We start from the raw sequence: 23,499 nt of genomic DNA, 5'->3' as shown, positions 1-23,499 counted from the left end.
ACAGGGCGTCCCACTTTCGGGATGAGACGCCCCCGGGCGTTTCACGCGTTGCGGAAACGGGCGAGGTAGCGCAGGCCGAAGACGGAGATCAGGAAGGTGACCCAGACCGGGTCTCCTCCATCGAAGAAGAAGCTCTCCATGCAGGAGAGCAGCAGGCCGAAGAGCCAGACCTGCACGAACATCGTCACCAGCGGGTCGGCCCGGCCGTTCGCCTCGATCCTCATCACGTCCCGCAGGGGGGCGGCGACGAAGATCGCGAGAACGAGAACGAGGCCGGGCAGGCCCAGGGTGACGGCGGTGTCGAGGTAGCTGTTGTGGCTGTGCGAGGCGTATCCGGCCCAGCTCGACCCGTCATCGGACGCGGCGCGCACGGTGACGTTGTTCCAGAATGCCGAGAAGCCGTAGCCGGTGAGCGGACGCGCCGTGAGGGCCTCGATGGCGAACTGCCACACATCGGTCCGGCCGGTGAAGGTGGAATCCACGGGCAGAGCCCGCACGATGGCGGCCAGGGGCTCGCTCACCACCGTGCCGACGCTGAATAGGTTGATCGTGAAGAGCGGAACCAGCGTGAGGAGGATTCGGCCCGCGAGCGAACGGATAACGCCGAACAGGCCCGTGATCGCCAGCGAAGCCACCAGGAGCGCCGTCGCGCTCTTGCCTTCCGAGCCGAGGAGGAACAGCCCCGACAGGGCGACGATGACGAGGCCCACCGTCACGAGCCCCGAACGCGCCACGGCGATGCCGATGAAGACCAGCATGGCCATGACCGCCGCCGCACTGTTCTTATGGCCGAACACGCCGCGCCAATTGCCCGCGAGCATGGGCTCGCCCACGTCCTTCGCCTGATGGATGGCAAGGTCCGGCGCGAGCAGCATGCCGAGATAGCATGCGCCCAGCAGCAGCAGGGAGGCGATGGCGAGGAGGTTGCGCAGATCGTTCCGCGACCGCGCCAGCAAGGGCAGGCAGGCGGCCGCCAGCATCACGGAGCCCGCCAGGGTCAGGCGCTTGACCGACGTCATGGGATCCTGTGACAGAACGACATTGACGGCGAGCCAGGCTCCGAGCGCCAGGAACCAGGGCGAGGCGAAGCCGCGCAAGGCTTTGGCGTGAGCCGGGAGAGTCAGGGCGAGGCACAGCAGCGCGAAAAGGCCGAAGCTCGCATAGGTGAGCCCCTCCCGCCCCGTGGCGAGTTCCAGAACGTCCGGATTGCTGAGATCCTGGAACGGTTTGAGAGAGATCCAGCTGAGCAGCAGGACAGCGAGGAAGACGACCTTCCGCGCGATGAGGATGGCGGGCGTGTCGGCGAGTACCGCCTGCAGGCGGCGCCATCCCCCGGGCGCTGCCCCCGATACCGGCACTCCGATTGCCCCCGTCTTCATCGACCCGCCTCCTTCATCTCCCGCGAGTCCGCAGGCGCGGGGTGCTGGCGCGGTAGGGCTGCGGTTCGATGCCCAGGGCCGCGAAGCAGCGCCCGAGGGCCACGAGGATCGGGTGCAGGGCGATGGTGGGTTCCCGTGTCCGGACCAGATTGAGGATGGCGCGTCCGAACGAGACCCCGAGGATGGCGAAGGATTTGCCGGCCAGGGTCACGAGACCAAGACTGCCCTGCGCATGCTTGCGCTCGATCCGGTAATTGACGGCCCCGATCCGCAGGCCGCGTGCGGCGAGCCATCCCGTCCGCGTGCGGGCGAGAGGCACCGTCTCGGTGATGACCGCATCCGCCTCCCAGTAGAAGGTCACACCGGAGCGGCGGGCGCGGGTAAAGAAGTCGGTGTCGCCGCCGCCGAGGAAATTGTAGCTCGTGTCGAAGGGTGGAGCTCCCATCAGCGCGAAGGTGCGCCGCGTAATCAGGCAATTGCCGCTGCCGTAGATCACCGGAACCGGCCCGCTCTTGTCGTAGGCGGGGGCGAAGGCGGGGTGGTTGTCGAGGCCGGGCCGTGTTCCCGGTTCGAAGCGCGGGATCACCGGGCCGCCGACGATGCCGACCCCCGTGCGCTGCGCCGTGGCCACCATGCGCTCCAGCCAGTCGGGCTGTGCCAGCTCGTCGTCGTCGATCATCAGGAAATAACGGGTGTCGGGATAGGCCGCGAGGGCAGTGGTGAAGGCCCGGTTGATCGCCGAGCAATTGCCCTGGCGCTGCTCGACCACGCATTGGCCCTGGAGCGGTCCCTTCGCGAACACCGCCTCGGCGGCCGCCAAGCCGGCCTGCGACGCGCCGTCGTTGTCCACCACCACGACGGCGAAGCGGAGGCCGGTCCGCTGGCGCGCCAGGGAGGCGAGGGTCTGGACGAGGTGCTCCGGCCGTTTGAAGGTCGGGACGCAGACCACCGCGTCGAATGGATTGGCGCGCGCCTTCACGACGCGCTTCCGGTGAAGCGCTCAATCACGGTCATCAGCGGCTTGGGCCTCAGGTCGGAATCCAGGGGGAGCGGCCGGTTCGCCGTGCCGTCGGGTCGGGTGAAGTATATCGGTACCCAGGTATAACGATCCGTAATACCCCAGGTAAGGACCGCGCTCGGCGGCGTCACCTCGTCCACCGCGTGGAGGAAATCGGCCGCCTTGCGCGCGATCATCGCATCTCGGGTGGCGGCGTCGGTCGGCAGTCCCACGTCGATCACATCGAGTTCGGTGACCAGAACGTCGAGCTTCAGCGCCTTGATCTCCCGCAGGAAAGCCTGGAGGCCGTCGCGGTCGATCTCCCGATCCGCGAACAGATGGGCCTGCAATCCGATGGCATGAATCGGGATACCTCGATCGACGAGGGAGCGTGCGATGGCGAGGATGCCGGCTCGGCGCATGGCGAAGCGCGGTCCGACGAATTCGATGTCGTATTCGTTGAGGACGAGCTGGGCGGCCGGATCGGCGGCATGAGCCGCCTTGAAGGCGATGGGGATGTACTCGGCGCCGAGGGTCTTCGTCCAGACGAAGGAGCGCAAGTCCCGTGGCGAGACCGGATTTTCGGGCATCGGCTCGTTCACCACATCCCAGGATCCGATGAAGCCGCGATAGCGGGAGACCACCGCTTCGATATGGCTGGTCAGCACCCATTCGGCCTCGACGGGGCTCGTGATCGCCTCCGCCCAGGCGGGCATGCCGCCGTACCAGGCCAGGGTGTGACCCCGCAGGCCGAGTCCGTTGCTACGGGCGAAGGCGGCGATCGTGTCGGCATCCCCGAAATCGAACGTTTCCCGGTTGGGCCGCAGGACCGGCCATTTCAGGCTGCCCTCCGGGACCAGCAAGCGGCACCTCTCCGCCAGGGCGGCGCGATAGCCCGCATCCGCCGCGAGAGCGTCCCCGCGAACCGCCGCCCCGAACGGGATCTTGCGCGGAGAGGCGACGGCGGCGCGATGGGCGAGCGTGCCTTCCAGCCCGAGCGCGCCTCCCAGCCCGAGGATGCCGCCCAGCGCTCCCTTGAGGATGGTCCGGCGATGGGGAGGGCCCTGTATCATGCCGAGATCCTGGGAAGAGTGAGAAGTCGCCCAAAACGGCACATCCCACCGGGAGATGGTGGGGAGTTCTGCAAGTTCAGGTCCGTACACAGGTTCTGAGCCGAACAGGGAATGGTATCCGTCACGGATGACCCTGCGATGCATCCATCCTTGTGGGATGCCTCCCGCGATCGGACAGCCGAGACCTATGGGTCCATCAGGACGTGGTGTTCACCAGGACTTGTGCCCTCGGCAGGAATACGCCGATCACCAGGGTATGACGGCGCCCCGTTCTCCAGGATAGGACATCTCTCCAGCCCGACCGCTCCGGACGGAGCCTGCCCTTCTCTTTCCCGCGCCATGGCACGGGCCCTGCGGAAGCCTCGGCCATGACCGCCCAACTGTCCCGAAATCCGACGCCCGTCGCGCAGGCGCTCCCTGCCGGGCGACCCGGTGTGGGACGTCGCATCGGAGAGTTGCATCGCACGCCCATGCGTCTCGTCGCCGGCGCGTGGGCGACCCACCGCACCGTGCTGATCGGTTACGGCCAGCTTCTGGGCGGGGCGGGTGGGCGCCTCGTGCTTCAGATGGTCTATTTCCTGGTTCTCGCCAACACGTTGAGCCTCGCCGAAATGGGGGTCTTCGCCTCCGTCTCGGCGGCGGGCGTGATGATCGGCTGTCTGGCGGGGTTCGGCTTCCAATCCTTCGTGATGCGGTCGGCCGCCGGAAGGCGTTCGTCGATGGGGGGATATCTCGCCGTCTACTATGCTTGTTTCGGACTCGCCCTGCCGATCATGTTCGGCCTCTCGCTGGCTCTCTACGCGTTTCTGTTCCGGGACGTGATCGCCCTGCCCGGCTACCTGGCGATCATCGTGGTCGAGGTGGCGCTCTGGCGCCAGATCGAGCTCCTGGTCCAGGTCAATAACGGGCTCGGCCGCTACGCCGCGGCGGCGACGGTGATGTCGCTTCCCATCGGCTTCCGCGCCGCCGCCGCCTTGGCGTTCTGGGCTGCGGGCGGCGGCAACGCCGAAACCTGGGCCGTCTACTATTTCGTCGGTAACGCGGTCTCGGTCGTCGTCCTCGCTATCCGCTTCCATCCGCGCACGCGGATGCGGTTCCGCGCGGCGCTGCTCAAGGGCCGGCTGCGCGACGGACTGCTCTTTGCCGCCTCCTATTTCATGTTCCTCGCTCAGGGCGAGATCGACAAACTCATCGTCCTGACGCTGGCCGGCGAGCGCATGGCGGGTATCTACGCGATCTCGATGCGGCTCATCGATTTCACCGGCGTGCCATTGCGGCCGATGTTCATGATGTATTCGCGTAAGCTCATCCAGGCCGGCCGCGCCACCCGGGCGAGCCTGCGCGAATCTCTGAAGGTGGAAGCGATGGTGGCGGTCGTCTCGACCGGTGCCCTCGTCTTCATGGTCGCGGTCCTGCACATCCGCCCCGACCTTCTCGGCCCTAACGTATCGGCGGCCTACGGCATGCTCGCCGTCATCGTCGCCGTGCCGGCGGTGCGCAATCTTCTGGAATTTCATGGCGAGTTGTTCTTCGCCTTCGGTCGGATGGGGGTGCGCGCGGGCGTCACCGCGACCCTCATCGCCCTCAAGGCTCTGGGCTTCGCCCTGCTTCTCACGGCACTTCCCGATCCGGCGCAGTGGAGCCTGTGGCTGAACGCGATCTATGTCGCGATCTACGCGTTCTCCTTCTTTACCCTCTACGGTCTTTTGTGGCGGAACACGGCACCGTGATCGCGACATCGCATGACAGACGCGGTCCGATGACGGAAGCCTTCATCCTTCCCGGCGCAGGGTCCCCCCGATGAAGGGCGGCGGATCGGAGGAGGTGCGCATGAAGGCCGAGACCGGAGATCGTGCCTCCGCAGCCGCGGAGCAGGGCCGGGCCGAGCAGGACCGAGTCGAGACGGTGGGCCTGATCACCCTCAGCCACCGGGGCGATCTCGAACGATGCGCCCTGCTGTTCGAGAGCATCGATCGGCACGCGGCGTCGCGCGGCTGCCATTACGTCCTCGTCGACGACAGGGACGTGGCGCTGTTTGCGCGCTTTGCCCGTCCCGACCGGCGGATCCTGCCGCAGTCGCAGTTCCTGCCCTGGTGGATCAGGCCGATCCCGTTCCTGCGTCGGCGCCGGCTCCGCTACTGGCTCACGCCGTTCGGCAAGCCGGTCAGCGGCTGGCACATCCAGCAGTTCGTCAAGATCGAGGCCACGCGCAGCCTGCCGGAGGCACGCTACTGCCTGATCGACTCCGACGTCTGCTTCTTCCGGGACTTCGACCTCGCTGCCCTGGCCGAGCCCAATCCGACGCCGTTCCACGTCCATCCCGGCGGTGTCGTAGCCAACCGGCCACGCCACATCCAATGGCTCGGCACCGCGAGCCGGCTCCTCGCCACCAAGCCGCAAAGCGTACCCGCCGACGATTACATCGACCAGATCATCATCTGGGACCAGGCAACGACACGGGCGATGACCGACCGGATCGAGGCGGTGACCGGCCGTGGCTGGGTCGCCGCCCTGTGCCGGGACCGCCACTTTTCAGAATACATGATCTACGGCACCTTCGTCACCAACACGCCCTCGGTGATGGCGCGGCATGCGGTGACGACGCAGAGCTTCTGCCGGACCCATTGGGACGACGACGCCCTGAGCGAGGCCGATATCCTGGCGATGCTGGACGTCGCCACGCCGACCGAGCGGGCCTTCTGCATCCAGTCCTTCGGATCGACGCCGCTCTCCACCATCCGCGCCAGTATCGACGCGTTCCGTGCCGAGGGTGGAGAAGAGCGTTCCAAGCTGCGGACGGAAGCGGCCTGAAGCCTCATTCCACCTGCGCCTCGACTTGCTGAGGCATATCGCACGCCGAGGCAAATCCCTCGCGGGTGATGAATCATGAAAGGGACCGACAGGCGCGCGAACACGTTTCCCCGCTCCCGGTACTTGGAAAAGTAAGATTTGCCGTGTCATGTGCGAGAGCACGGTCGACGCACTTTCCGGAAGGCGGATTCTCTCCCATGCCCTCGCAGAAGTCTTCGCTTCCGTCTCGCCCCATCACGACGGAATAGAGACGGAGCATGAAGGCCACGGCACAGGACGACACCGCCTCCATGGCGGGGCAGGTCGGGCGGGAGGACCTCCACCAGGACACGGAGATGCCGGCGGGCGAGGCCGGGTTCAGCCTCGCGAAGGTCCACGAAATTCTCGAGGAACTGCTTCCGGCGGGCGAGGTCTCGGTCTACGAGGCGGGCGGCGGAGCATCCTCCTATCTTCCGGTCTCGGTGCTGCGCCGCTCCCGCGTGACCGTGGTCGATATCGACCCGACCCAGGTGAGCAACAACGCCTATGCCGATACGGTGATCTGCGGCGACGTCCAGACCCACCGTTTCACGCCCCTGACCTTCGACCTCGTGACGAGCTACAACGTCATCGAGCATCTGCCCGATGTCGGCGCGGCGATGGAGCGCTTCGCCGAATGCCTGAAGCCCGGCGGTCTCCTGCTGATCGGCGCACCGCATCCGCGGTCGCTCTCCGGCCTCGTGACGAAATATTCGCCGCATTGGTTCCACGTCTGGTTCTACCGCCATATCCGCGGTCACGAGCGGGCGGGCGAGCCGGGCGAACCTCCATTTCCAGTCCATTATCACCCGCTCGTCCTGCCGGCCCGGCTGAAGCCGTTCCTCGATCGCCTCGGGCTCGAGCCGATCTACGAACATGTCTACGAGAGCCCGCGCTATGCGGAGATGCGGATATGCCGTCCGCGCCTCGCCGCCTTCACCGACGGCGTGACCGATGTGGTGAACAGGGTGACGGGGCGGCGCTTCAACCTGCAGCGCGGTGATTATCACCTGGTCCTGCGCAAGCGGTCCGGGCATCCGACACCGCAATGACCCCCGACGCCATCCTCGATCGCGACGTGACCGAACTCAAGGCGCAGCTCTCCTTCCGGGCGCGGCTCTCGCATCGTCTGTCGCGGCATATCCCGACCGCTCCCTTACTTCCCCGCCTGCCTGGCCCGATGGTGAGCGTCACGTTCGACGACGTGCCGGACAGCGCCTGCGAGACGGGCGCTGCCCTCCTCGACGCGCATGGCGTGCAAGGCACGTTCTACGTCTCCCGCACCCTCCTCGGCACTGCCACCGAGCATTGGCGGGTCGCAGGGGCCGATGCCTTGGCGGAGATCCATCGCCGCGGGCACGAAATCGGTTGCCATACCCATGATCACCGCCTCGTGCCCACCCTCGACGCACTGCGCTTCGCCGCGGATCTCCAGCGTAACCGGGATGCGTTCGCTTCTCTCGTGCCGGGACTGGTGCTGGAGAACTTCGCCTTTCCCTACGGCTATGCGTCACTGGCCGCAAAGCGCGTGCTGAGCCGGACCTATGGATCCGGCCGCAGCATCATGCCGGGCCTGAATGCCGGACGCATCGACCGCTATTTCCTGCTCGCCAACCCGCTCTTCGACCGCTGCCTCGACGCCGTTCTCCTCGCGCGTCTGATGGACGAGGCGGTGGCCCGTAACGGCTGGGTGATCTTTTTCGGCCATGACGTGACCGAGGGGGCAAGCCCCTATGGCTGCTCCCCCGCCTTGCTCGAGGCCACTCTCCTGGCCGCGAACCGGCGCGGCATCCCGGTGGTCTCGATGGCGGAGGGGATGGCGCGGGCCCTGGGCGTCGCTGGGGAACGGCGCCCCGTGGAAGAGGCATCCCGCCTTTCGGGCTAGACCTCGATGCAGCTCTCGAAGAACGGCCCACGCGACGCGTGAGCCCGCCCGCATCCGAGGCTTCTTGTCCTGTCCGGTGCCATGACGAAGGCGTGTCTTCAGGCGTCCCATCCAATTCCGGCGGGAGGTGTAAAGACGTGATTCATCATCGTTCCGCGTTGTTGCGCATTCGTTGAGGGCCGCCTGAGAATTTAATCTAATTTGGACTCGCAGTTGCTATTCCCTCGTGCATTCGGCCGCGCGCTCTACGGACTGTGCCGGCTCGGGACACGAACGGACCGAAGCGGGATCGTCACACCAGCAATCCCGGGGCGCGCCGGGGCTCGTGTCTTCTCGGAACTCCGTGATGGTGGGAGGCGATTGATGTTGGTCTACGACGATCCCCCTGCATCCGGCAGGCCCGGCCCGGTCGAGCCGGTACGCGACGGCTATCGCCTCTCCGTCGGGGGTGTCTTCTCGGCCTTGCGCCGACGCATCGTCTGGATCTTCGCCTGCGCGCTCGTCCTGGCCGGGATCGGCCTCGTCGGGGGAAAGCTGCTGAGCCCGCGCTACACCGCCGAGGCGCAGATCTATATCGACCCGCGCGACCTGAACCTCGTCTCCCGCGAACTAACCACCGGCGGCCAGGATTCCAACGCCTATCAGAGCGTGGTGGAGAGCCAGACCCGTCTCATCACCTCGAGCAGCGTGCTGCGCCGGGTCGTCGATGCCACCGGCCTCACCAGGGACGACGAATTCACGGCCGCGTCGGGCGGGATGGTCTCGAAGGTCGTCGCTGCCCTGGGGTTCGGAAGTCAGGATGCGCCTTCGGATGACGAGGGCGACGCGAATGCGGCGGTCGGGCTCCTGCAGCAGCGCATCTCCGTGCGCCGAACCGGGCGGACCTACGTGATCGACGTCTCGGTCTGGGCGCGGGATGCGGTGAAGGCTGCGCGCCTCGCCAACGCGGTGGTGGCCGCCTATCTCGCCGAGGATGCCGCCGCCCGGACGGAGGCCGCCAACCGCGCCAATTCCGGACTCACGGCGCGGCTCGGCGAATTGCGCACCGCGCTCAACGCCGCGGAGAATCGGGTTCAGGCCTATCGTGCCGAGACCGGGCTCGTCGGCACCCGCGACGCCCTCGTGAGCGATCAGCAGCTGACGCAGATCAACGCGCAGCTCGCCGCCGCCCGCGCTCGGGTGGTCGAGGCGCAGGCCCGCGTCGAACAGAGCCAGCGCATTACCCGCGCCGGGCTGGATGCCGGGGCGACGGACGATATCCTCTCCTCGCAGACCGTGGCTGCCCTGCGCAGCCAATACGCGGACCTCACCCGGCGTCAGGCCGAGCTCACCAACGAGCTCGGGCCGCGGCATCCTTCCGTCTCCTCCATGGTCAAGCAGGTCGCCCAGGCGCGCCGCTCCATCGATCAGGAGGTCTCCCGTTTCGCACAGGCGGCGCAGACCGACCTCGCCAAGGCGCGGGCTACCGCATCGGCCCTGGAGAAGAACTTCGATCAGGCCAAGGGCCGCACGGTCGGTCTCGCCCAGGCGTCGATCCGCCTGCGGGAACTCGAACGGGAGGCCGAGGCCAGCCGCTCGGTCTACGAAGCCTTCCTCACCCGCTCGCGCGAGACAGGCCAGCAGGCCTATCTCGACATGGGCAATGCCCGGGTCGTCTCTCCGGCGACGAAGCCGATCATGCGCAGCTTCCCGCCCCCGGCGCGGACGCTGATGGCGATGGGACTCCTGGCGGGGCTCGGCCTCGGCATTCTCCTCGCCCTGCTCGACGATTGGGCCCGGTTCGGCCGGTCGGACCCTGTCCGTGGGCCCAGGGTCGCTGAGCCCCCCATGGCGGTGAAGGCCGCCGCTCCGGCACGAGAGCCGGAGCCGGCTCCCAAGATGGCCCAGGCTTTCAAGCGGGCTCCCGTGTCGGAGCCGGTCCAAGCCTTCAATCCGGCGCAGGTTGCGGGCCCCGCCCCCGCCCCCGCTCCCATTCCCGCCCGGCCGCCCGAGCCGCGCCGCGAAACCGAGCCGCGCCGCGAATCCAAGCCGCGCCGCGAATCCAAGCCGGTCGAGATGCCCCGTTCGGCCGAGGCACCGATTCCGGCGGGTATTCCGAAGGATAGACGCATCCCGGTGAGCCCGCCCGCCTTCCGCGCGCCCGATCTGCCAGATCCGCGGCGGTCGGCGATGGCTTTCATCCGTGGCAACGCCAAGGACCCGGAGACCAGGCCGGCCATCGAGCCCCCCGTCCGAGTGGAGCCAAAGGGTCCGTCGGAGCCGGTACAGGTGCCTAGAACCGTCTCCCGTCCCGAGCCCGAGCAGGCCCCGAAGAAGCCTTTCGACAAACCCGATCCGGGACAACGTCCATCGGTCAAGCGTGCCTCTGCCGCATCGTTCAGCGTGTCCGGCGCTGCCGCGCTGATCGGAGGGGCACGATGACGACACCGTCTCCGGTTCTGCCCGAACCGGTTCCCCTGACCTCTCTCGGCGGCGTATCGATCGCGGCTCTGGGAATGCGGGAGACCGTGAATCTGATGACCGAGGCCGTGCGCCGTCATCCGCGCCCCGGAACGCCCCTCTACTTCACCTCGGCCAATGGCGAGGTGATGTCACGGCACGCACGCGACATTGAGTTCGCCCGGCTGATGGACATGGCGGATGTCATCAGCGCCGACGGACAGCCGATGGTGACCATGTCCCGCTTCGTCGGGGACCGGGCCCTGCCCGAACGGGTCGCCACCACCGACCTCTATCACGAGGTCGCCCGCAAGGCTCTGGCGGAAGGCGTGACCTTCTATCTCTATGGCGCCACCGAGAACGAGAACCGCGCGGCGGTGGCGACGACACAGCGCCTGTATCCAGGGCTGCGCATCGTCGGTCACCACCATGGCTACCTCGTGGGCGACGCGTTGGCCGCAAAGGTCGCCGAAATCGACGCCCTGGCGCCGGACATTCTCTGGATCGCCCTGGGGGTGCCGCGCGAGCAGGCCTTCGTGCGCGATCACGGTCCGCTCCTGCGGAACGTCGCCCTCATCAAGACGTCGGGCGGCCTGTTCAACTTTCTCTCCGGAAGCCGCAGCCGGGCACCGGCCTGGGTCCAGCGGATCGGTTTCGAATGGTTCTGGCGGTTGCTGCAGGAGCCCCGGCGCCTGTTCTGGCGCTACTTCCTCACCAATCCGCACTCGCTCTACCTCATGCTCACACGCAGCGGCGACCGCTGGCGGACGCGTCGAGACAAGGCGAGAGACAGCCGGGCGAGTGATGGCCAAGTCGATCACGGCCAGACGATCGTCCAGACTGCGACCGATGACGGCGATCGTGTCGTGACACGGGTGAAGGGGGCCTGACCCCTTTCGAGGTTCACTGCTGGGCGAAGCCCGCGGCCATGTTCACCGCCAGAGCCAGGACGCTGGTGTTGAACAGGTAGGCGTAGATCGTCTGCGCCGTCACGATCCGGCGGAACGCCTTACTGGTGATGTCTGTATCGGAGGTCTGTGAGGTCGCCCCGATGGTGACGGAGAAGTAGAGGAAGTCCCAGAAATCCGGCTCCTCTCCGCCGGGAAAGTCGATTCCGCCACGGTTCCGACCCTCGTCGACCTCGCCGTAATAGAGATGGGCGTAATGCACGGTGAAGATCACCTGCACGAAGACCCAGGCGCAGAGCATCGTCATGATCGCCAGGGCAAGGTGGGCGAGGCGCGGCGCATCCGGCTCCCGTCCTCCGATCACCAGCATCGCCACGGCGCCGCAACTCGCGAGCCCCGCCAGGATGGCGAAGAGCGAGATCACCGGTGCGCTGTCGTCGAGCCGCGACGCTTCCCGGCGCAGGGCGTCCCGCGACAGGGACGAGGTCCGCCAGATGACGAGGGCGGTGTAGACGACGACGCCGACGCACCAGCCGACGAGGAGGCGCGTCCAGAGCGACGCGAAGGGCAGGGCCACCGACAGCACCACTGCGAACACGATCGCCCCGAGAAGCCGCGGGCGCAGCAGGAAGGCCTGGATGGGGTTCTGCATCGATGGGACTCGCGCTCCGGCACCCGGCTATAACGCCGGATCGCGCCAAGCGGTCATCGCATCCCCGTGAAGAGAGTTGCGCTCACCGAGGCCCGGCGGCCGGCCTGGTATCACGCCTTGGGTGGGCGGCAGGCGGTGTCGCAGGAGGTCCCCGAGAACCGGGAGAACAGCTTGGCGAGATGAGGGCGCAGGGGCAGGAACCCGCGATAGGCGGCCTCGGCCAAGATCGGCATGCCGGGCAGACTCGCGAAGGCTGCGAGCCAGCCCCAGCCGGGCAACTCGCGCCAGAGCCGGATGAAGCCCGACGCCCCGGAGGCGAGACGGCCCTGATCGTCCCGGACGTGGAAACGTGCTTGCGCGGCTTCGCGGCTGAGATCGGGGCCGAGCGTGGCGGGGGCGTCGTCGCCGCTGACGTCGACGAAGGTGAGGCGTTCGGCCCCGCGACTACGCCGGTAGGTCCGGATCTCGGCGGAACAGAGCGGACAGGCCCCGTCGTAATAGACGGTCAGTGCGGCGGGTGGGGTCATGGTGGGCGGTTATGTCCCTCTTCATCGGCTCCGGAGAGGGAGGCCGTGTCCGGGGACAACGCCGATACAAGCGAAACGGCCACACTCTCGATGGAAGCGGAGGTGTGGCCGTCTTTCAATGTGATGACGGAGGAGCACCCGTGTTTCGGGACGCCCCCGCGCGTCAGCGGGCGGCGAAGGCCTTGAGGGCGGCCTTGCCGGCGTAGCGGCCCTGAGCGCCGAGGCCTTCCTCAATGCGGATGAGCTGGTTGTACTTGGCCAATCTGTCCGAGCGGGCGAGCGAGCCGGTCTTGATCTGCCCGCAATTGGTGGCGACGGCCAGATCCGCGATGGTGGAATCCTCGGTCTCGCCCGAACGGTGGGACATCACGGCGGTGTAGCCGGCGCGCTGCGCCATATCGACGGCGGCCAGCGTCTCGGTGAGGGTGCCGATCTGGTTGACCTTCACGAGGATCGAGTTGGCGGTGTTCTCGGCGATGCCGCGCGACAGGCGGGTGACGTTGGTGACGAAGAGATCGTCGCCGACGAGCTGGCAGCGGTTGCCGACCTTCTCGGTCAGGAGCTTCCAGCCGGCCCAGTCGTCTTCGGACATCCCGTCCTCGATGGAGAGGATCGGGTAGGAATCCACGAGCTTGGCGAGGTAATCGACCTGGGCCTCGATCGAGCGGGTCTGGCCCTCGCCTTCGTAATGGTAGGCACCGTCCTTGAAGAACTCGGTGGCGGCGCAGTCGAGGGCGAGCACGATGTCGGTGCCGGGCTTGAAGCCGGCCGCCTGGATCGATTCCATCACGAAGTCGAGCCCGGCCTCGGCCGAGGGGAGGTTGGGGGCAAAACCGCCCTCATCGCCGACATTGGTGTTGTGACCGGCCTTCTTCAGGGCGCTCTTGAGGGTATGGAACACTTCGGCGCCCATGCGCACCGCCTCGGCCAGCGAGGACGCACCCACCGGCATGATCATGAATTCCTGGAAGTCGATCGGGTTGTCGGCATGCGCGCCGCCGTTGATGATGTTCATCATCGGCACCGGCAGCACCCGCCCCTGGGTTCCGCCGACATAGCGGTAGAGCGGCAGGCCGGCGGTCTCGGCCGCTGCCTTGGCGACCGCCAGGGATACGCCGAGGATGGCGTTGGCACCCAGTCGCGCCTTGTTGGGGGTACCGTCGAGTTCGATCATCGCCTCGTCGACGGCGATCTGATCCTCGGCATCCATGCCGCCGATGGCGTCGAGGATATCGCCACGGACCGCGGCCACCGCGTTGCGCACGCCCTTGCCGCTGTAGCGACCCTTGTCACCGTCACGCAGCTCCACCGCCTCGTGGGCACCGGTGGAGGCGCCGGACGGCACGGCGGCTCGGCCGAAGGAGCCGTCTTCGAGGAGGACGTCCACTTCGACGGTCGGGTTGCCCCGGCTATCGAGGATCTCGCGGGCGGCGATGTTGGTGATCGCGGTCATGCGTGCCCCTGCTCTCAAGATGTTGCGGCCGGTATCCGGCCATGTCGTCATCGTCCCGCGGGCGTGCGCCGTCGGCGAGCGCGCCCTATGGACCGGTCTGATACAGGGCAGGCTTATCCGTCAACGTGCCGCATCCGGCAAGCGCCCCTCGCCGATGAAGCTCGCCGGTCGGTCAGAAATCTTTGCTTAGGTTACGAGACGTTCCGCTTCGCGGGTTGTGTCCCCCACCCCGCTTCTCTCGCCGAGATCGGGGCGGACCCTGCAGCCAGGAGACTAGGCCGTTGATTTCATGAAGCATTCCGGGGTGGAGGTTTCCCTGGCACGCAGCCTGCGCTATAGCGGCGGACATGACCAACCCACCCTCCTCCGACGAATCTCTTCAACTCGGCCAGCCGACCCCCCTGCCCGCCTCCCCCGAGACGGCGCGCCTGGACCGGGTGCCGAACCCTCATCCGGGAACGGATTATCTGGCGCGGTTCACCGCCCCCGAATTCACCTCGATCTGTCCCGTGACCGGCCAGCCCGATTTCGGCATCCTGATGATCGACTACGTGCCGGATCTTTGGCTCGTGGAATCCAAATCTCTGAAGCTCTATCTCGGCTCTTTCCGCAATCACGGCGCATTCCATGAGGATTGCACGGTCGGGATCGGCATGACGCTCGTCGATCTCCTCAAGCCCCGGTATTTCCGCATCGGTGGCTATTGGAATGCGCGGGGCGGTATCCCCATCGACGTGTTCTGGCAGACCGGCGAGCCGCCGAAAACGCTCTGGCTCCCGGACCAGGGGATCGCGCCCTATCGCGGGCGCGGCTGATTAGCCCGTGCCCGTTTCGACGATCTTCCAGCTCTAGCTTGAGCATCGAGGCAGCTTCTCACGCTGGCGTGGCATCGTAGCGGCCAAGAAAAAAGGCGGCCGGTCAAAACCGGCCGCCCTTCGAGAACGCGTGACTTAGCTCGGTTCAGTAGCCGTAGCCGTAAGCGGGTCGCCCATAGGCCGGACGGCCATAGCCATTGTTGTAGTAGGAATCGCGGGCGGCGCCGGCTGCGATGGCGCCAGCCGCCAAGCCAGCGATGCCAAGGCCGACGGCAGCGCCGGTCCCGATGCCACGGCGATGCCCGCCACCGTAGGCGTAGCCGCGATTGCCGTATCCACGGTTTCCGTAGCCACGATGGCCGTAGCCGCCGTGAGCATAACCGCCATGGCCGCCGCGACCGTAGCCGTGACCATGTCCGGGGCGGGCTTCCGCTGCCGTCCCGGCAGCCATGGCGCCGAGGGAAAGGGTGACGGCTGTGATCAGTGCGAACTTGCGCATGGAGCTCCTCAAATCGTCGCTGTGCTTAAGCCAAAACAACGAAGTGTGGGCGGGTCGGTTCCATTGTCACGTCTGGTCGAAAGATTCCGAGGGGCGTGACTCGGTCAGCCGCTCGACTTTGCCAAGCGATCGAAAGCCTGCAGGGTCTCCAGTAACGCCGGCATCGCCCGGAGAGGGACCATGTTGGGACCGTCCGACGGGGCATGGTCCGGATCGGGATGGGTCTCGATGAACAGGCCGGCGACCCCCACCGCCACGGCGGCACGGGCCAGCACCGCCACGAACTCGCGCTGCCCACCGGAGGTGGCGCCCTGCCCGCCCGGCTGCTGCACCGAATGGGTCGCGTCGAACACCACCGGCGCACCGTGCGTCACCTGGGCCATGATCGGCAGGCTGCGCATGTCGGAAACGAGGGTGTTGTAGCCGAACGAGGCTCCCCGTTCGGTGACCAGCACGTTGGGATTACCGGCCTTCGTGACCTTGGCGGCAACGTGGGCCATGTCCCAGGGGGCGAGGAACTGGCCCTTCTTCACGTTCACCACGCGGCCCGTGGCGGCGGCCGCCAGGAGCAGGTCGGTCTGCCGGCACAGGAACGCCGGGATCTGGAGGACGTCGATGATCTCCGCCGCCGGCGCGCATTGCGATGCTTCGTGGACGTCGGTGAGGACCGGGAGACCGAACCTTTCCTTGATGTCGGCGAAGATCGGCATTGCCCCGGCAAGGCCAAGGCCGCGCGCGGTGGAGCCGGAGGTCCGGTTGGCCTTGTCGAACGAGCCCTTGAAGACGAGGCCGATCCCGAGACGGTCGGTCATGCCCTTGAGCGCGTCGGCAATTTCGATGGCGTGGTCGCGGCTCTCGAGCTGGCATGGGCCGGCAATGAGCGCGAAGGGCAGGTGGTTGGCGAAGGCGGTGGACCCCGCCATCACGACGGGACCGGCGGGTGAGCGAGCGGGTTCGGACATGGCGCCCGGTCTAGCCCGCCTGAGCCCTGTCGAAAAGGCCGGCGCGACGGCGAAGGATCGTCCGACGATGCCGGGTGAGCATGCAGCGCGTGAGATCGGGCGCCGGGCCGCCCAGGCCGAGGGTATCGGCGAGCCCCTGCCCGCTCGTCTCGCATCGCACGGCCGCATTCCCCGCCTGTCCCGCCTGCGGCATCCCCGTGAGGCGAGACTCCCGATGGAGGGTGCGGGCCAGGGTCTCGACCTTGCCGGCCTTCGCACCCACCAGCCCTTCCGCCGCCAGGCCGATCAGGACGAAAAAGGCTCCGGCCGGCGCCTGATCCCGTGACCCGAACGCCATCCGCGCCGGCGCCCGGCAATCGAGGCTCATGCGATCGGCATCCTCGGCGCGGAACACGGCGAGAGACGCCTCGCGCCCGGCCAGAGACGCGCCGGTGGCCCGGATCATCCGTGCGGTGAGTCGATCGCAGGAATCGCCCGCTGTCGCCGGATCCGGTGTCGAGGACAAGGCGATGGTGGTCAGGAGGCAGGCGATGAATGAGAAGGATCGGGCTTTCATGGGCCCGATCCTAAAGCAGGCCGCCGCTCGAGCCCAACGATCTCAGCGTCGCGTTCCGATCGATCCCGTGACATCGGCGGGACAGGGCTCGTGGGCGTGCGAGCGAAGGACCCGGCGCAGTCGCAACGGATAGGCGCCGGTCTCGTCTTCCACCGTGCCCACCAGCGCATCCGTTGCCAGGGTTCCGTGGAAGGCGACATGGCCTCGTTCGCCACCGACCAGGAACGACAAGCCCTTGGTGTCGTCATCGAGGGTGAGGCTCTCGGCCTGCGCCGATTGGAATGGGGTTTCGTAAACCAGCACGTTGCCGGTAGGAGAACGCTTGAGCGTGATCCGCCGCCCTGCCCGCTCGCCACTTTCGGGCGTCGTGCAGAGATCCGCAAAAACGAAGGTGCCCGTGGCCCAGACCGGCTTCGCCGCCACCGACTTGGCATGGGCAGGCCCTGTCGGAGCGATCGTCGAGGAGAGAGCGACGAGGGGCAGGCCAGCCACCAGGATCCGCTTCAGAACAGGCATCGGATTCTCCCCCCTTCCATGTTCGCAACAGCAGACCCGTAGCTTCGCTTCGTCATGTCTCTGGATTGCGACAGGATCCGGCATCGGCGTGCGCGAAGGCACCTTCGTGACCGAGGCAAGATTCGGTCCTGTCGGCTGAGGGGACAGTCACGCGAAGAGCCGGCCCGAAGGAACGGGCCGGCTCTGGTCGAGACCTCGTCTGCGAAGAGGCCGGGGGCTCATCGCGCCCCCGGCTGAGTGTTCAGCCGGCCTTGTTGAGGGCCACGGCGACGAAGCGGGTCACGCCCTTGGTGCTCTTGACCCGCATCAGCACCGCCTTGCGGCCACTAGCCTCGGCCGCCTTGATGCGCTCGGCGATCTCCGAGGGCTTCGAGACGCTGGAGCCGGCCACATCGAGGATAATGTCTCCCTGCTCGATGCCCTTGGCGGCGGCCGGACCATCGGGATCGACATCCATCACCGCGACGCCCTCATCACCGGCACCGACCTGCGAGGCCGGGGCGAGGCTGAGGCCGAGGCGCGGCTGGCCGTCGCTCGACGAGCTGCTGCGGTTGTCGTTGCCTGCCTTCGGGTCGTTCGGCAGGGCGCCGAGCTCCACCGTGGCGGTGTCGGACTTGCCGCCGCGCAGATAGGCGAGCTCCACCTTGGCGCCGGGCTTCAGGCCGGCGATGCGGCGGGACAATTCGCGGGCATCGTTTACCGGCGCGCCATTGACCGATTCGATCACGTCGCCGGATTTGAGGCCGGCCTTGGCCGCCGGGGTGCCGGGTTCGGCATGGTCGACGAGGGCGCCCTTGGCCTTGTCGAGGCCGAGGCCGTCGGCGATGTCCTTCGTCACCGGCTGGACCTGCACGCCGAGATAGCCGCGGGCCACCTTACCGTCCGCCCGGAGCTGGTCGACCACCGCCTGCACGGTCTCCGCCGGGATGGCGAAAGCGAGACCCACGCTGCCGCCCGAGGGGGAGGCGATGGCGGTGTTCACGCCCACCACTTCGCCGCCGACATTGAAGGTCGGGCCGCCGGAATTGCCCTTGTTGATCGGCGCGTCGATCTGCAGGAAGTCGTCATAGGGGCCGGCGCCGATATCGCGGCCACGGGCCGAGACGATGCCGGCGGTGACCGTACCGCCGAGGCCGAACGGGTTGCCGATGGCCACCACCCAATCGCCGACGCGGGGCGCGGTCTTGCCCAGCGAGACGTAGGGGAAGGTGCCGCCTTCGGTGATTTTGAGCAGCGCCAGATCGGTCTTGGGGTCCTTGCCGATGACCTTGGCGTCGAGGGTGCGGTTGTCGTCGAGCGTGACCTGCACGGTCTTGGCCTTGTCGACCACGTGATTGTTGGTGACGACGTAGCCATCGGCCGAGATGATGAAGCCCGAACCCATGGCGCCACGCTGGCCCTGGCGCTTGGGCGACGGGCCGCCGAAGCCCTGGCCCTGCCCCGGGCCGCCCTGGCCGAAGCGCTTGAAGAACTCGCGCAGCTGCGGCGGAACCTGCTGGCCCTGGCCCTGCCCGGGGCCGTCGTCGTCGTCCATGCCGGCGCTGTCGTCGAGCTTCACCTTCACGGCGACCACGCCGGGCTTCACCTTGTCGACCACGCTGGCGAAGGAGCCGGGCGGATGGTCCGGCACGTCGATGGGGTTCTTGGACAGGGCCTGGGCATAGGCCGGGGTGGAGGGCTGAGTCAGGCTGATGCCCGCGGCTCCCGTCGCAGCGATGGCGATGGCGGCGACGGAGGCGAGGGCGTTGCGGCGCAGGCGAGAGGTGGACGACGTCATGGACAGGTCTCTCCGGAAAGGTCGTGTCCCCGCTGAGCGGGGCCATGACCCTCCATGTAGAGACCTCAGCCTGACCCGGCCGTGTCGCCGAGATTACGGTTTGGACAGGTTGGGAGCCGGGAGCGCCCTCACCCCCGCCCGCCATCTCAGATCCAGCAGCAATCCCGCCGGGTGCGTGTCGAGGACGGGCGTGATCGGCAGGCCGGCGGCGTGGAGGAGGCGGGCGGCCCAGTGGTTGCAGACGTTGGTGGCGCTGAAGCGGCCCTGCCCTTCGTAGAACAGGCTCGGCCCGTAGAGGCCGGGACCGCCCTCGATGGGGACGTTGTCGGCGAGGCGGAAGCTGGCGTCGAGGCGGGCGAGCAGACGGGCGAGGCCGGCCTTCGAGACCCGGATGGGGACGATATCCGAATGCGGGAAGCTCGTGCGGGTATCGTCTTCGAGACCCACCACCTGGACGACGCCCTCGCGTCCACCGGGGGTGAACAGGGCTTCGAGGGCGAGGCGCAGGTCGAACTGAGCCAGTGTCGGCGTCGCCCGGTAGAAGCGGGCCTCGCCCCAGCCGAACTCGATCCCCGGATAGGCCCGAAAGCGCGTGGCGATGCTCCGCAAAGCCGTGCCGGCGCCCTCCCCGGTGAGGGCCTCGCGTGGGATCACCAGCCCCGAATGCCAGCCGTGGCTGACGAGTTCGATGTTTTGTGAGTCGTCGTCCGGAGCGGGATAGAGCGCCGGGTCGCCGGACCTCGCCGTGACGATCGCGGCGAGGACGAGGAGGGCCAACAGGCCGGCGAGGCCCTGGCCCAGCCTGCGCAGGATCACGCGTCGGACAACCGCGCCAGGGCTTCCCGGATCTTCTCCAGACGTGCGGCTTCCGCGTCGCGGCGCTCGCGCTGCTCGTCCACCACCTCGTCGGGCGCGCGGGCGAGGAAGTCGGCATTGCCGAGCTTGGCCTCGATCTTTCCGATCTCGGAGGCCGCCTTCACCGCCTCCTTGTTCAGGCGGGCGACCTCGGCCTTGAGGTCGACGATGCCCTCCAGGGGCAGCGCCGCCACCGAGCCGCGCACCAGCAGCTGGACCGCGTTCTTCGGCGCGGTCTCGGCGAAGGAAATCTCCGACAGGCGGGCGAGGCGCAGGAGCGTGTCCTGCCACTGCGCTGCCCGCGCCAGCAGGGCCTCGTCGGCGCCGACGATGACCAGGGGAATCTGGGCACCGGCCGGCACGTTGGTCTCCGAACGGGCGGAGCGGATCTCGGAGACGAGGTCCACCACCCAGCCGATCTCGGCTTCGGCCCGAGCATCCGCCAGCCCCGACAGGTCGGGCCACGGCGCCAGCGCCAGGAGCCCACGCTCGGCGATGCCCTCGCCCTTGATCGCCCAGAGTTCCTCTGTGAGGAACGGCATGAACGGGTGCAGCAGCTTGGCGATCTGGTCGATCAGGAACGCCACCGTGGCCTGCGTCTCGGCCTTGAGGCCGGCATCGACGCTCTCGCCCTGAAGCACCGGCTTGGCGAGTTCGAGATACCAATCACAAAAAATATTCCAGACGAAGCGGTAGGCGGCCGCCGCCGCGTCGTTGAAGCGGTAGGCGTCGAGCGCCGTCGACACCTCGGCCACGGCGCGCGCGGCCTCGCCCAGCGCCCAGCGGTTCAGGGTCTCGGTGGCGGCTTCCGGGCGGTAATCGGCGCGGAGCACGCAGCCGTTCATCTCGGCGAAGCGCGAGGCGTTCCAGAGCTTGGTCGCGAAGTTGCGGTAGCCTTCGACACGGTTCACCGCGAGCTTGATGTCCCTGCCCTGCGCGGCCATGGCGGCCAGGGTGAAGCGGAGGGCATCGGCGCCGTACTGGTCGATGAGGCCGAGCGGATCGACGACATTGCCCTTCGACTTCGACATCTTGGCGCCCGAGGCGTCGCGCACCAGGGTGTGGAGATAGACCGTATCGAACGGCACCCTGTCGGTGACGTGGAGGCCGAGCATCATCATCCGGGCGACCCAGAAGAAGATGATGTCCTTGCCGGTGACCAGGGTGTTGGTCGGATAGTAGCGGTCGAGCTCCGGCGTCGCGTCGGGCCAGCCGAGCGTCGAGAACGGCCACAGGGCGGAGGAGAACCACGTGTCGAGGACATCCTCGTCGCGACGCAGGGCCACGGCGCGGCCGTGCTTGGCCGTCGCCTGCTCCAAGGCTTCCGTCTCGCTGGAGGCCACGAAGATGCCGCCCTCGTCATCGTACCAGACCGGGATTTGGTGGCCCCACCAGAGCTGGCGCGAGATGCACCAGGGCTCGATATTCTCAAGCCACTGGAAGAAGGTCCGCTCGTAATTCTCCGGAACGAAACGGGTTTTCCCATCGCGCACGGCCTGCAGCGCACGCTCGGCCAGAGGCTTCACGTTCACGTACCATTGGTCGGTGAGGTAGGGCTCGATGACCACGTTCGAGCGGTCGCCATGCGGGACCGCATGGGTGTTGGGCTCGGTGAGCCGCAGGCGCTCGCGCGCCTCCATCAACTCCACGACACGCTTCCGCGCCTCGAACCGGTCGAGGCCGTGCAAAGCCAGAGCCTCGGGCTCGGGGTTCGCGTCCTTCAGGAAAGCCGCGTTTCCGTCGAGGGTTATGCGCGCTTCCGGATCCAGGATGTTAATCGGCGTGCAGCCGGCCCGCTTGCCCACCTCGAAATCGTTGAAGTCGTGCGCGGGGGTGATCTTGACGGCGCCAGTGCCCTTCTCCGGGTCCGAATAGGTGTCGGCGACGATGGGGATCAGACGGCCGACCAGCGGCAGGCGCACATGCTTGCCGACGAGATGGGTGTAGCGCTCGTCGTCGGGATGGACCGCGACCGCCGTGTCGCCGAGCATGGTCTCGGGGCGGGTGGTGGCCACGGTGATGACCTCGCCGGTCTCGGCGCCTGCCTCATCGACGATGGGATAATCGAAGTGCCAGAGATGGCCCTTCACCTCGACCTGCAGGACTTCGAGATCCGAGATCGCGGTCTGGAACTTCGGATCCCAGTTCACGAGGCGCTTGTCGCGGTAGATCAGCCCCTGGGCGTGGAGATCGACGAAGGTCTTAGTGACGGCACGGACCATCTGGTCGTCGGGCTGGCCGGACAGGCCCATGGTGAAGCGCTCGCGCGACCAGTCGCAGGAGGCGCCCAGCCGCTTCAGCTGGTTGACGATGGCCCCGCCGGATTCGGCCTTCCAGGCCCAGACCTTCTCGACGAAGGCCTCGCGGCCGAGCTCCCGCCGGCCCGGCTGCTTCGCCTCGGCGAGGCGGCGCTCCACCACCATCTGGGTCGCGATGCCGGCATGGTCCGTGCCCGGCTGCCACAGCACGTCGCGCCCGCGCATGCGTTCGAAGCGGCAGAGGATGTCCTGCAGCGTATTGTTGAGCGCGTGGCCCATATGCAGGCTGCCGGTGACGTTCGGCGGCGGGATCACCATGGTGAAGGGCTTGGCGCCCGCGCGCTCCGGCCGTCCGGCCTTGAATGCGTCACCCGCCTCCCAGGCGGACGCGATGCGCGCCTCGACGGCGGCGGGATCGAAGGTCTTGTCCATCATGGGCTTGCGTCGGGCCAGTTCGTGCGAGGCGGCCGTCAGACCGCGTGTTGGCCCGCTTTCACCCCGTCACGTCCTCCGCGTCAACATCGGAGGGCGGTCAGCGGCCCCGCGCCACGCGCTCGATCTCGGCGCGGACGAGGCGTTCGACCATGCCCGGCAGGTTGTCGTCGAGCCAGGATTGCAGCATCGGCCGCAGCATGTCCTGCACCATGTCCTCGATGGTCCGGGCATTCTGGCTCACCCTCGTACCGGCAAGAAGCTGGAACGCATGGCCGACGCTGGCATCGGTCAGGTCGGAAACGAGGCGCTGCTTCAGGCTCTCGCGCGGGGCCTCCACCGGTTCCTGGCGGGGGGCGGCACGGGGCGGCTCGGGCTGACGTACCACCGGTGGCGGCAGGGGCTCCGGTTCGGGCTCGTCGTCGTCGAAGGAAATCGAGTCGAAGTCGATCTGCCCGCTCTCGGCGAAGTCGATCTCCGGTTCCTCCATGGGGGCGGGCTGGGGCTTGCGGGGCTGCGCGACCTCGGCGAGGTCGAGCACGTCGTCGTTCTCCGGCAGCGGCGGAGTGGAGCGAACCGGCGAGACCACCTCCGCCTTGGCGTTCTGGTCGTCGGCGATGATCCGGCGAATGGACGCCAGGATCTCCTCCATGGAGGGTTCCTGGCCCTTTTCCGGCGTCTTGGGGC

21 protein-coding genes are annotated in these 23,499 nt (G+C 67.6%); 7 read left to right on the top strand and 14 right to left on the bottom strand.

What is annotated here, in order from left to right; all coding sequences use genetic code 11:
• Window positions 1-41 precede the first annotated feature (41 nt).
• Genes ACYQR9_RS15990 through ACYQR9_RS15980 form a run of 3 tightly spaced genes read right to left on the bottom strand, consistent with a single transcriptional unit; the run spans window position 42 to window position 3,449 of the window.
• Complete coding sequence (locus ACYQR9_RS15990; protein ID WP_461227274.1) at window positions 42-1,379, bottom strand: O-antigen ligase family protein; 1,338 nt, start codon at window positions 1,377-1,379, stop codon at window positions 42-44.
• A 13-nt stretch (window positions 1,380-1,392) separates the two neighbouring features.
• Window positions 1,393-2,358 (bottom strand): glycosyltransferase, encoded by a 966-nt coding sequence (locus ACYQR9_RS15985; protein ID WP_207411330.1) that lies wholly within the window; start codon window positions 2,356-2,358, stop codon window positions 1,393-1,395.
• Window positions 2,355-3,449 (bottom strand): endo-1,4-beta-xylanase, encoded by a 1,095-nt coding sequence (locus ACYQR9_RS15980; protein ID WP_461227272.1) that lies wholly within the window; start codon window positions 3,447-3,449, stop codon window positions 2,355-2,357. Before ACYQR9_RS15980 ends, ACYQR9_RS15985 begins: the two co-directional genes overlap by 4 nt.
• A gap of 368 nt (window positions 3,450-3,817) precedes the next feature.
• Between ACYQR9_RS15980 and ACYQR9_RS15975 the strand changes: the two genes are divergently transcribed.
• The 6 genes from ACYQR9_RS15975 (at window position 3,818) to ACYQR9_RS15950 (ending at window position 11,492) form a co-directional block, all read left to right on the top strand.
• Window positions 3,818-5,179: a lipopolysaccharide biosynthesis protein gene (locus ACYQR9_RS15975; protein WP_461227270.1), complete on the top strand. Its 1,362-nt coding sequence runs from the start codon at window positions 3,818-3,820 to the stop codon at window positions 5,177-5,179.
• Between the two features lie 100 nt (window positions 5,180-5,279).
• On the top strand, window positions 5,280-6,260 hold the full coding sequence (locus ACYQR9_RS15970) for a DUF6492 family protein (protein WP_461227268.1): 981 nt from the start codon (window positions 5,280-5,282) through the stop codon (window positions 6,258-6,260).
• A gap of 257 nt (window positions 6,261-6,517) precedes the next feature.
• Window positions 6,518-7,330: a class I SAM-dependent methyltransferase gene (locus ACYQR9_RS15965; protein WP_207411333.1), complete on the top strand. Its 813-nt coding sequence runs from the start codon at window positions 6,518-6,520 to the stop codon at window positions 7,328-7,330.
• The gene (locus ACYQR9_RS15960; RefSeq protein ID WP_461227266.1) at window positions 7,327-8,163 is read left to right on the top strand and encodes a polysaccharide deacetylase family protein; all 837 of its coding nucleotides are present in this window, start codon (window positions 7,327-7,329) and stop codon (window positions 8,161-8,163) included. Before ACYQR9_RS15965 ends, ACYQR9_RS15960 begins: the two co-directional genes overlap by 4 nt.
• 363 nt (window positions 8,164-8,526) lie before the next feature.
• Window positions 8,527-10,584, top strand: a complete 2,058-nt coding sequence (locus tag ACYQR9_RS15955) for a GumC family protein (RefSeq protein ID WP_461227264.1) — start codon at window positions 8,527-8,529, stop codon at window positions 10,582-10,584.
• The gene (locus ACYQR9_RS15950; RefSeq protein WP_461227262.1) at window positions 10,581-11,492 is read left to right on the top strand and encodes a WecB/TagA/CpsF family glycosyltransferase; all 912 of its coding nucleotides are present in this window, start codon (window positions 10,581-10,583) and stop codon (window positions 11,490-11,492) included. The genes ACYQR9_RS15955 and ACYQR9_RS15950 overlap by 4 nt, the downstream gene beginning before the upstream one ends.
• A gap of 13 nt (window positions 11,493-11,505) precedes the next feature.
• Here ACYQR9_RS15950 and ACYQR9_RS15945 read toward each other — a convergent pair whose 3' ends face one another.
• From ACYQR9_RS15945 to eno, 3 genes are all read right to left on the bottom strand, one after another.
• Window positions 11,506-12,162 (bottom strand): DUF1345 domain-containing protein, encoded by a 657-nt coding sequence (locus ACYQR9_RS15945; RefSeq protein ID WP_056434093.1) that lies wholly within the window; start codon window positions 12,160-12,162, stop codon window positions 11,506-11,508.
• Window positions 12,163-12,272: 110 nt separating this feature from the next.
• Entirely contained in the window at window positions 12,273-12,689 is a 417-nt protein-coding gene (locus ACYQR9_RS15940; RefSeq protein WP_461227260.1) for a thiol-disulfide oxidoreductase DCC family protein, read from the bottom strand.
• 163 nt (window positions 12,690-12,852) lie between these two features.
• On the bottom strand, window positions 12,853-14,142 hold the full coding sequence (eno, locus tag ACYQR9_RS15935) for a phosphopyruvate hydratase (protein WP_461227258.1): 1,290 nt from the start codon (window positions 14,140-14,142) through the stop codon (window positions 12,853-12,855).
• A 347-nt stretch (window positions 14,143-14,489) separates the two neighbouring features.
• On the opposite strand from eno, the gene queF reads away from it, so the two are divergent.
• Window positions 14,490-14,957, top strand: a complete 468-nt coding sequence (gene queF / locus ACYQR9_RS15930; RefSeq protein WP_056434087.1) for a preQ(1) synthase — start codon at window positions 14,490-14,492, stop codon at window positions 14,955-14,957.
• A 145-nt stretch (window positions 14,958-15,102) separates the two neighbouring features.
• On the opposite strand, the gene ACYQR9_RS15925 is transcribed toward queF, so the two are convergent.
• The 8 genes from ACYQR9_RS15925 to ACYQR9_RS15890 all read right to left on the bottom strand — a co-directional run bounded on the left by ACYQR9_RS15925 (window position 15,103) and on the right by ACYQR9_RS15890 (window position 23,464).
• Entirely contained in the window at window positions 15,103-15,456 is a 354-nt protein-coding gene (locus tag ACYQR9_RS15925) for a hypothetical protein (protein WP_056434083.1), read from the bottom strand.
• 104 nt (window positions 15,457-15,560) lie between these two features.
• Entirely contained in the window at window positions 15,561-16,418 is an 858-nt protein-coding gene (gene kdsA / locus ACYQR9_RS15920; protein WP_461227256.1) for a 3-deoxy-8-phosphooctulonate synthase, read from the bottom strand.
• 10 nt (window positions 16,419-16,428) lie between these two features.
• A complete protein-coding gene (locus tag ACYQR9_RS15915; protein WP_461227254.1) occupies window positions 16,429-16,974 on the bottom strand; it encodes a hypothetical protein in 546 nt (181 codons plus the stop codon).
• A 42-nt stretch (window positions 16,975-17,016) separates the two neighbouring features.
• Window positions 17,017-17,490: a hypothetical protein gene (locus tag ACYQR9_RS15910; protein WP_056434077.1), complete on the bottom strand. Its 474-nt coding sequence runs from the start codon at window positions 17,488-17,490 to the stop codon at window positions 17,017-17,019.
• 241 nt (window positions 17,491-17,731) lie between these two features.
• Window positions 17,732-19,267, bottom strand: coding sequence for a Do family serine endopeptidase (locus tag ACYQR9_RS15905; RefSeq protein WP_056434075.1), 1,536 nt, complete (start codon window positions 19,265-19,267; stop codon window positions 17,732-17,734).
• 93 nt (window positions 19,268-19,360) lie between these two features.
• Complete coding sequence (locus ACYQR9_RS15900) at window positions 19,361-20,083, bottom strand: DUF2459 domain-containing protein (RefSeq protein WP_207414220.1); 723 nt, start codon at window positions 20,081-20,083, stop codon at window positions 19,361-19,363.
• Entirely contained in the window at window positions 20,080-22,815 is a 2,736-nt protein-coding gene (locus ACYQR9_RS15895; protein ID WP_461227252.1) for a valine--tRNA ligase, read from the bottom strand. The genes ACYQR9_RS15900 and ACYQR9_RS15895 overlap by 4 nt, the downstream gene beginning before the upstream one ends.
• 97 nt (window positions 22,816-22,912) lie before the next feature.
• Window positions 22,913-23,464 carry a PopZ family protein gene (locus ACYQR9_RS15890; protein ID WP_056434069.1) on the bottom strand — a complete coding sequence of 184 codons (552 nt, stop codon included), beginning with the start codon at window positions 23,462-23,464 and terminating at the stop codon, window positions 22,913-22,915.
• Window positions 23,465-23,499: the final 35 nt, after the last annotated feature.

It is taken from the genome of Methylobacterium sp. CM6241 (assembly GCF_054817845.1).
This window is presented reverse-complemented; position numbering and strand designations above follow the sequence as displayed.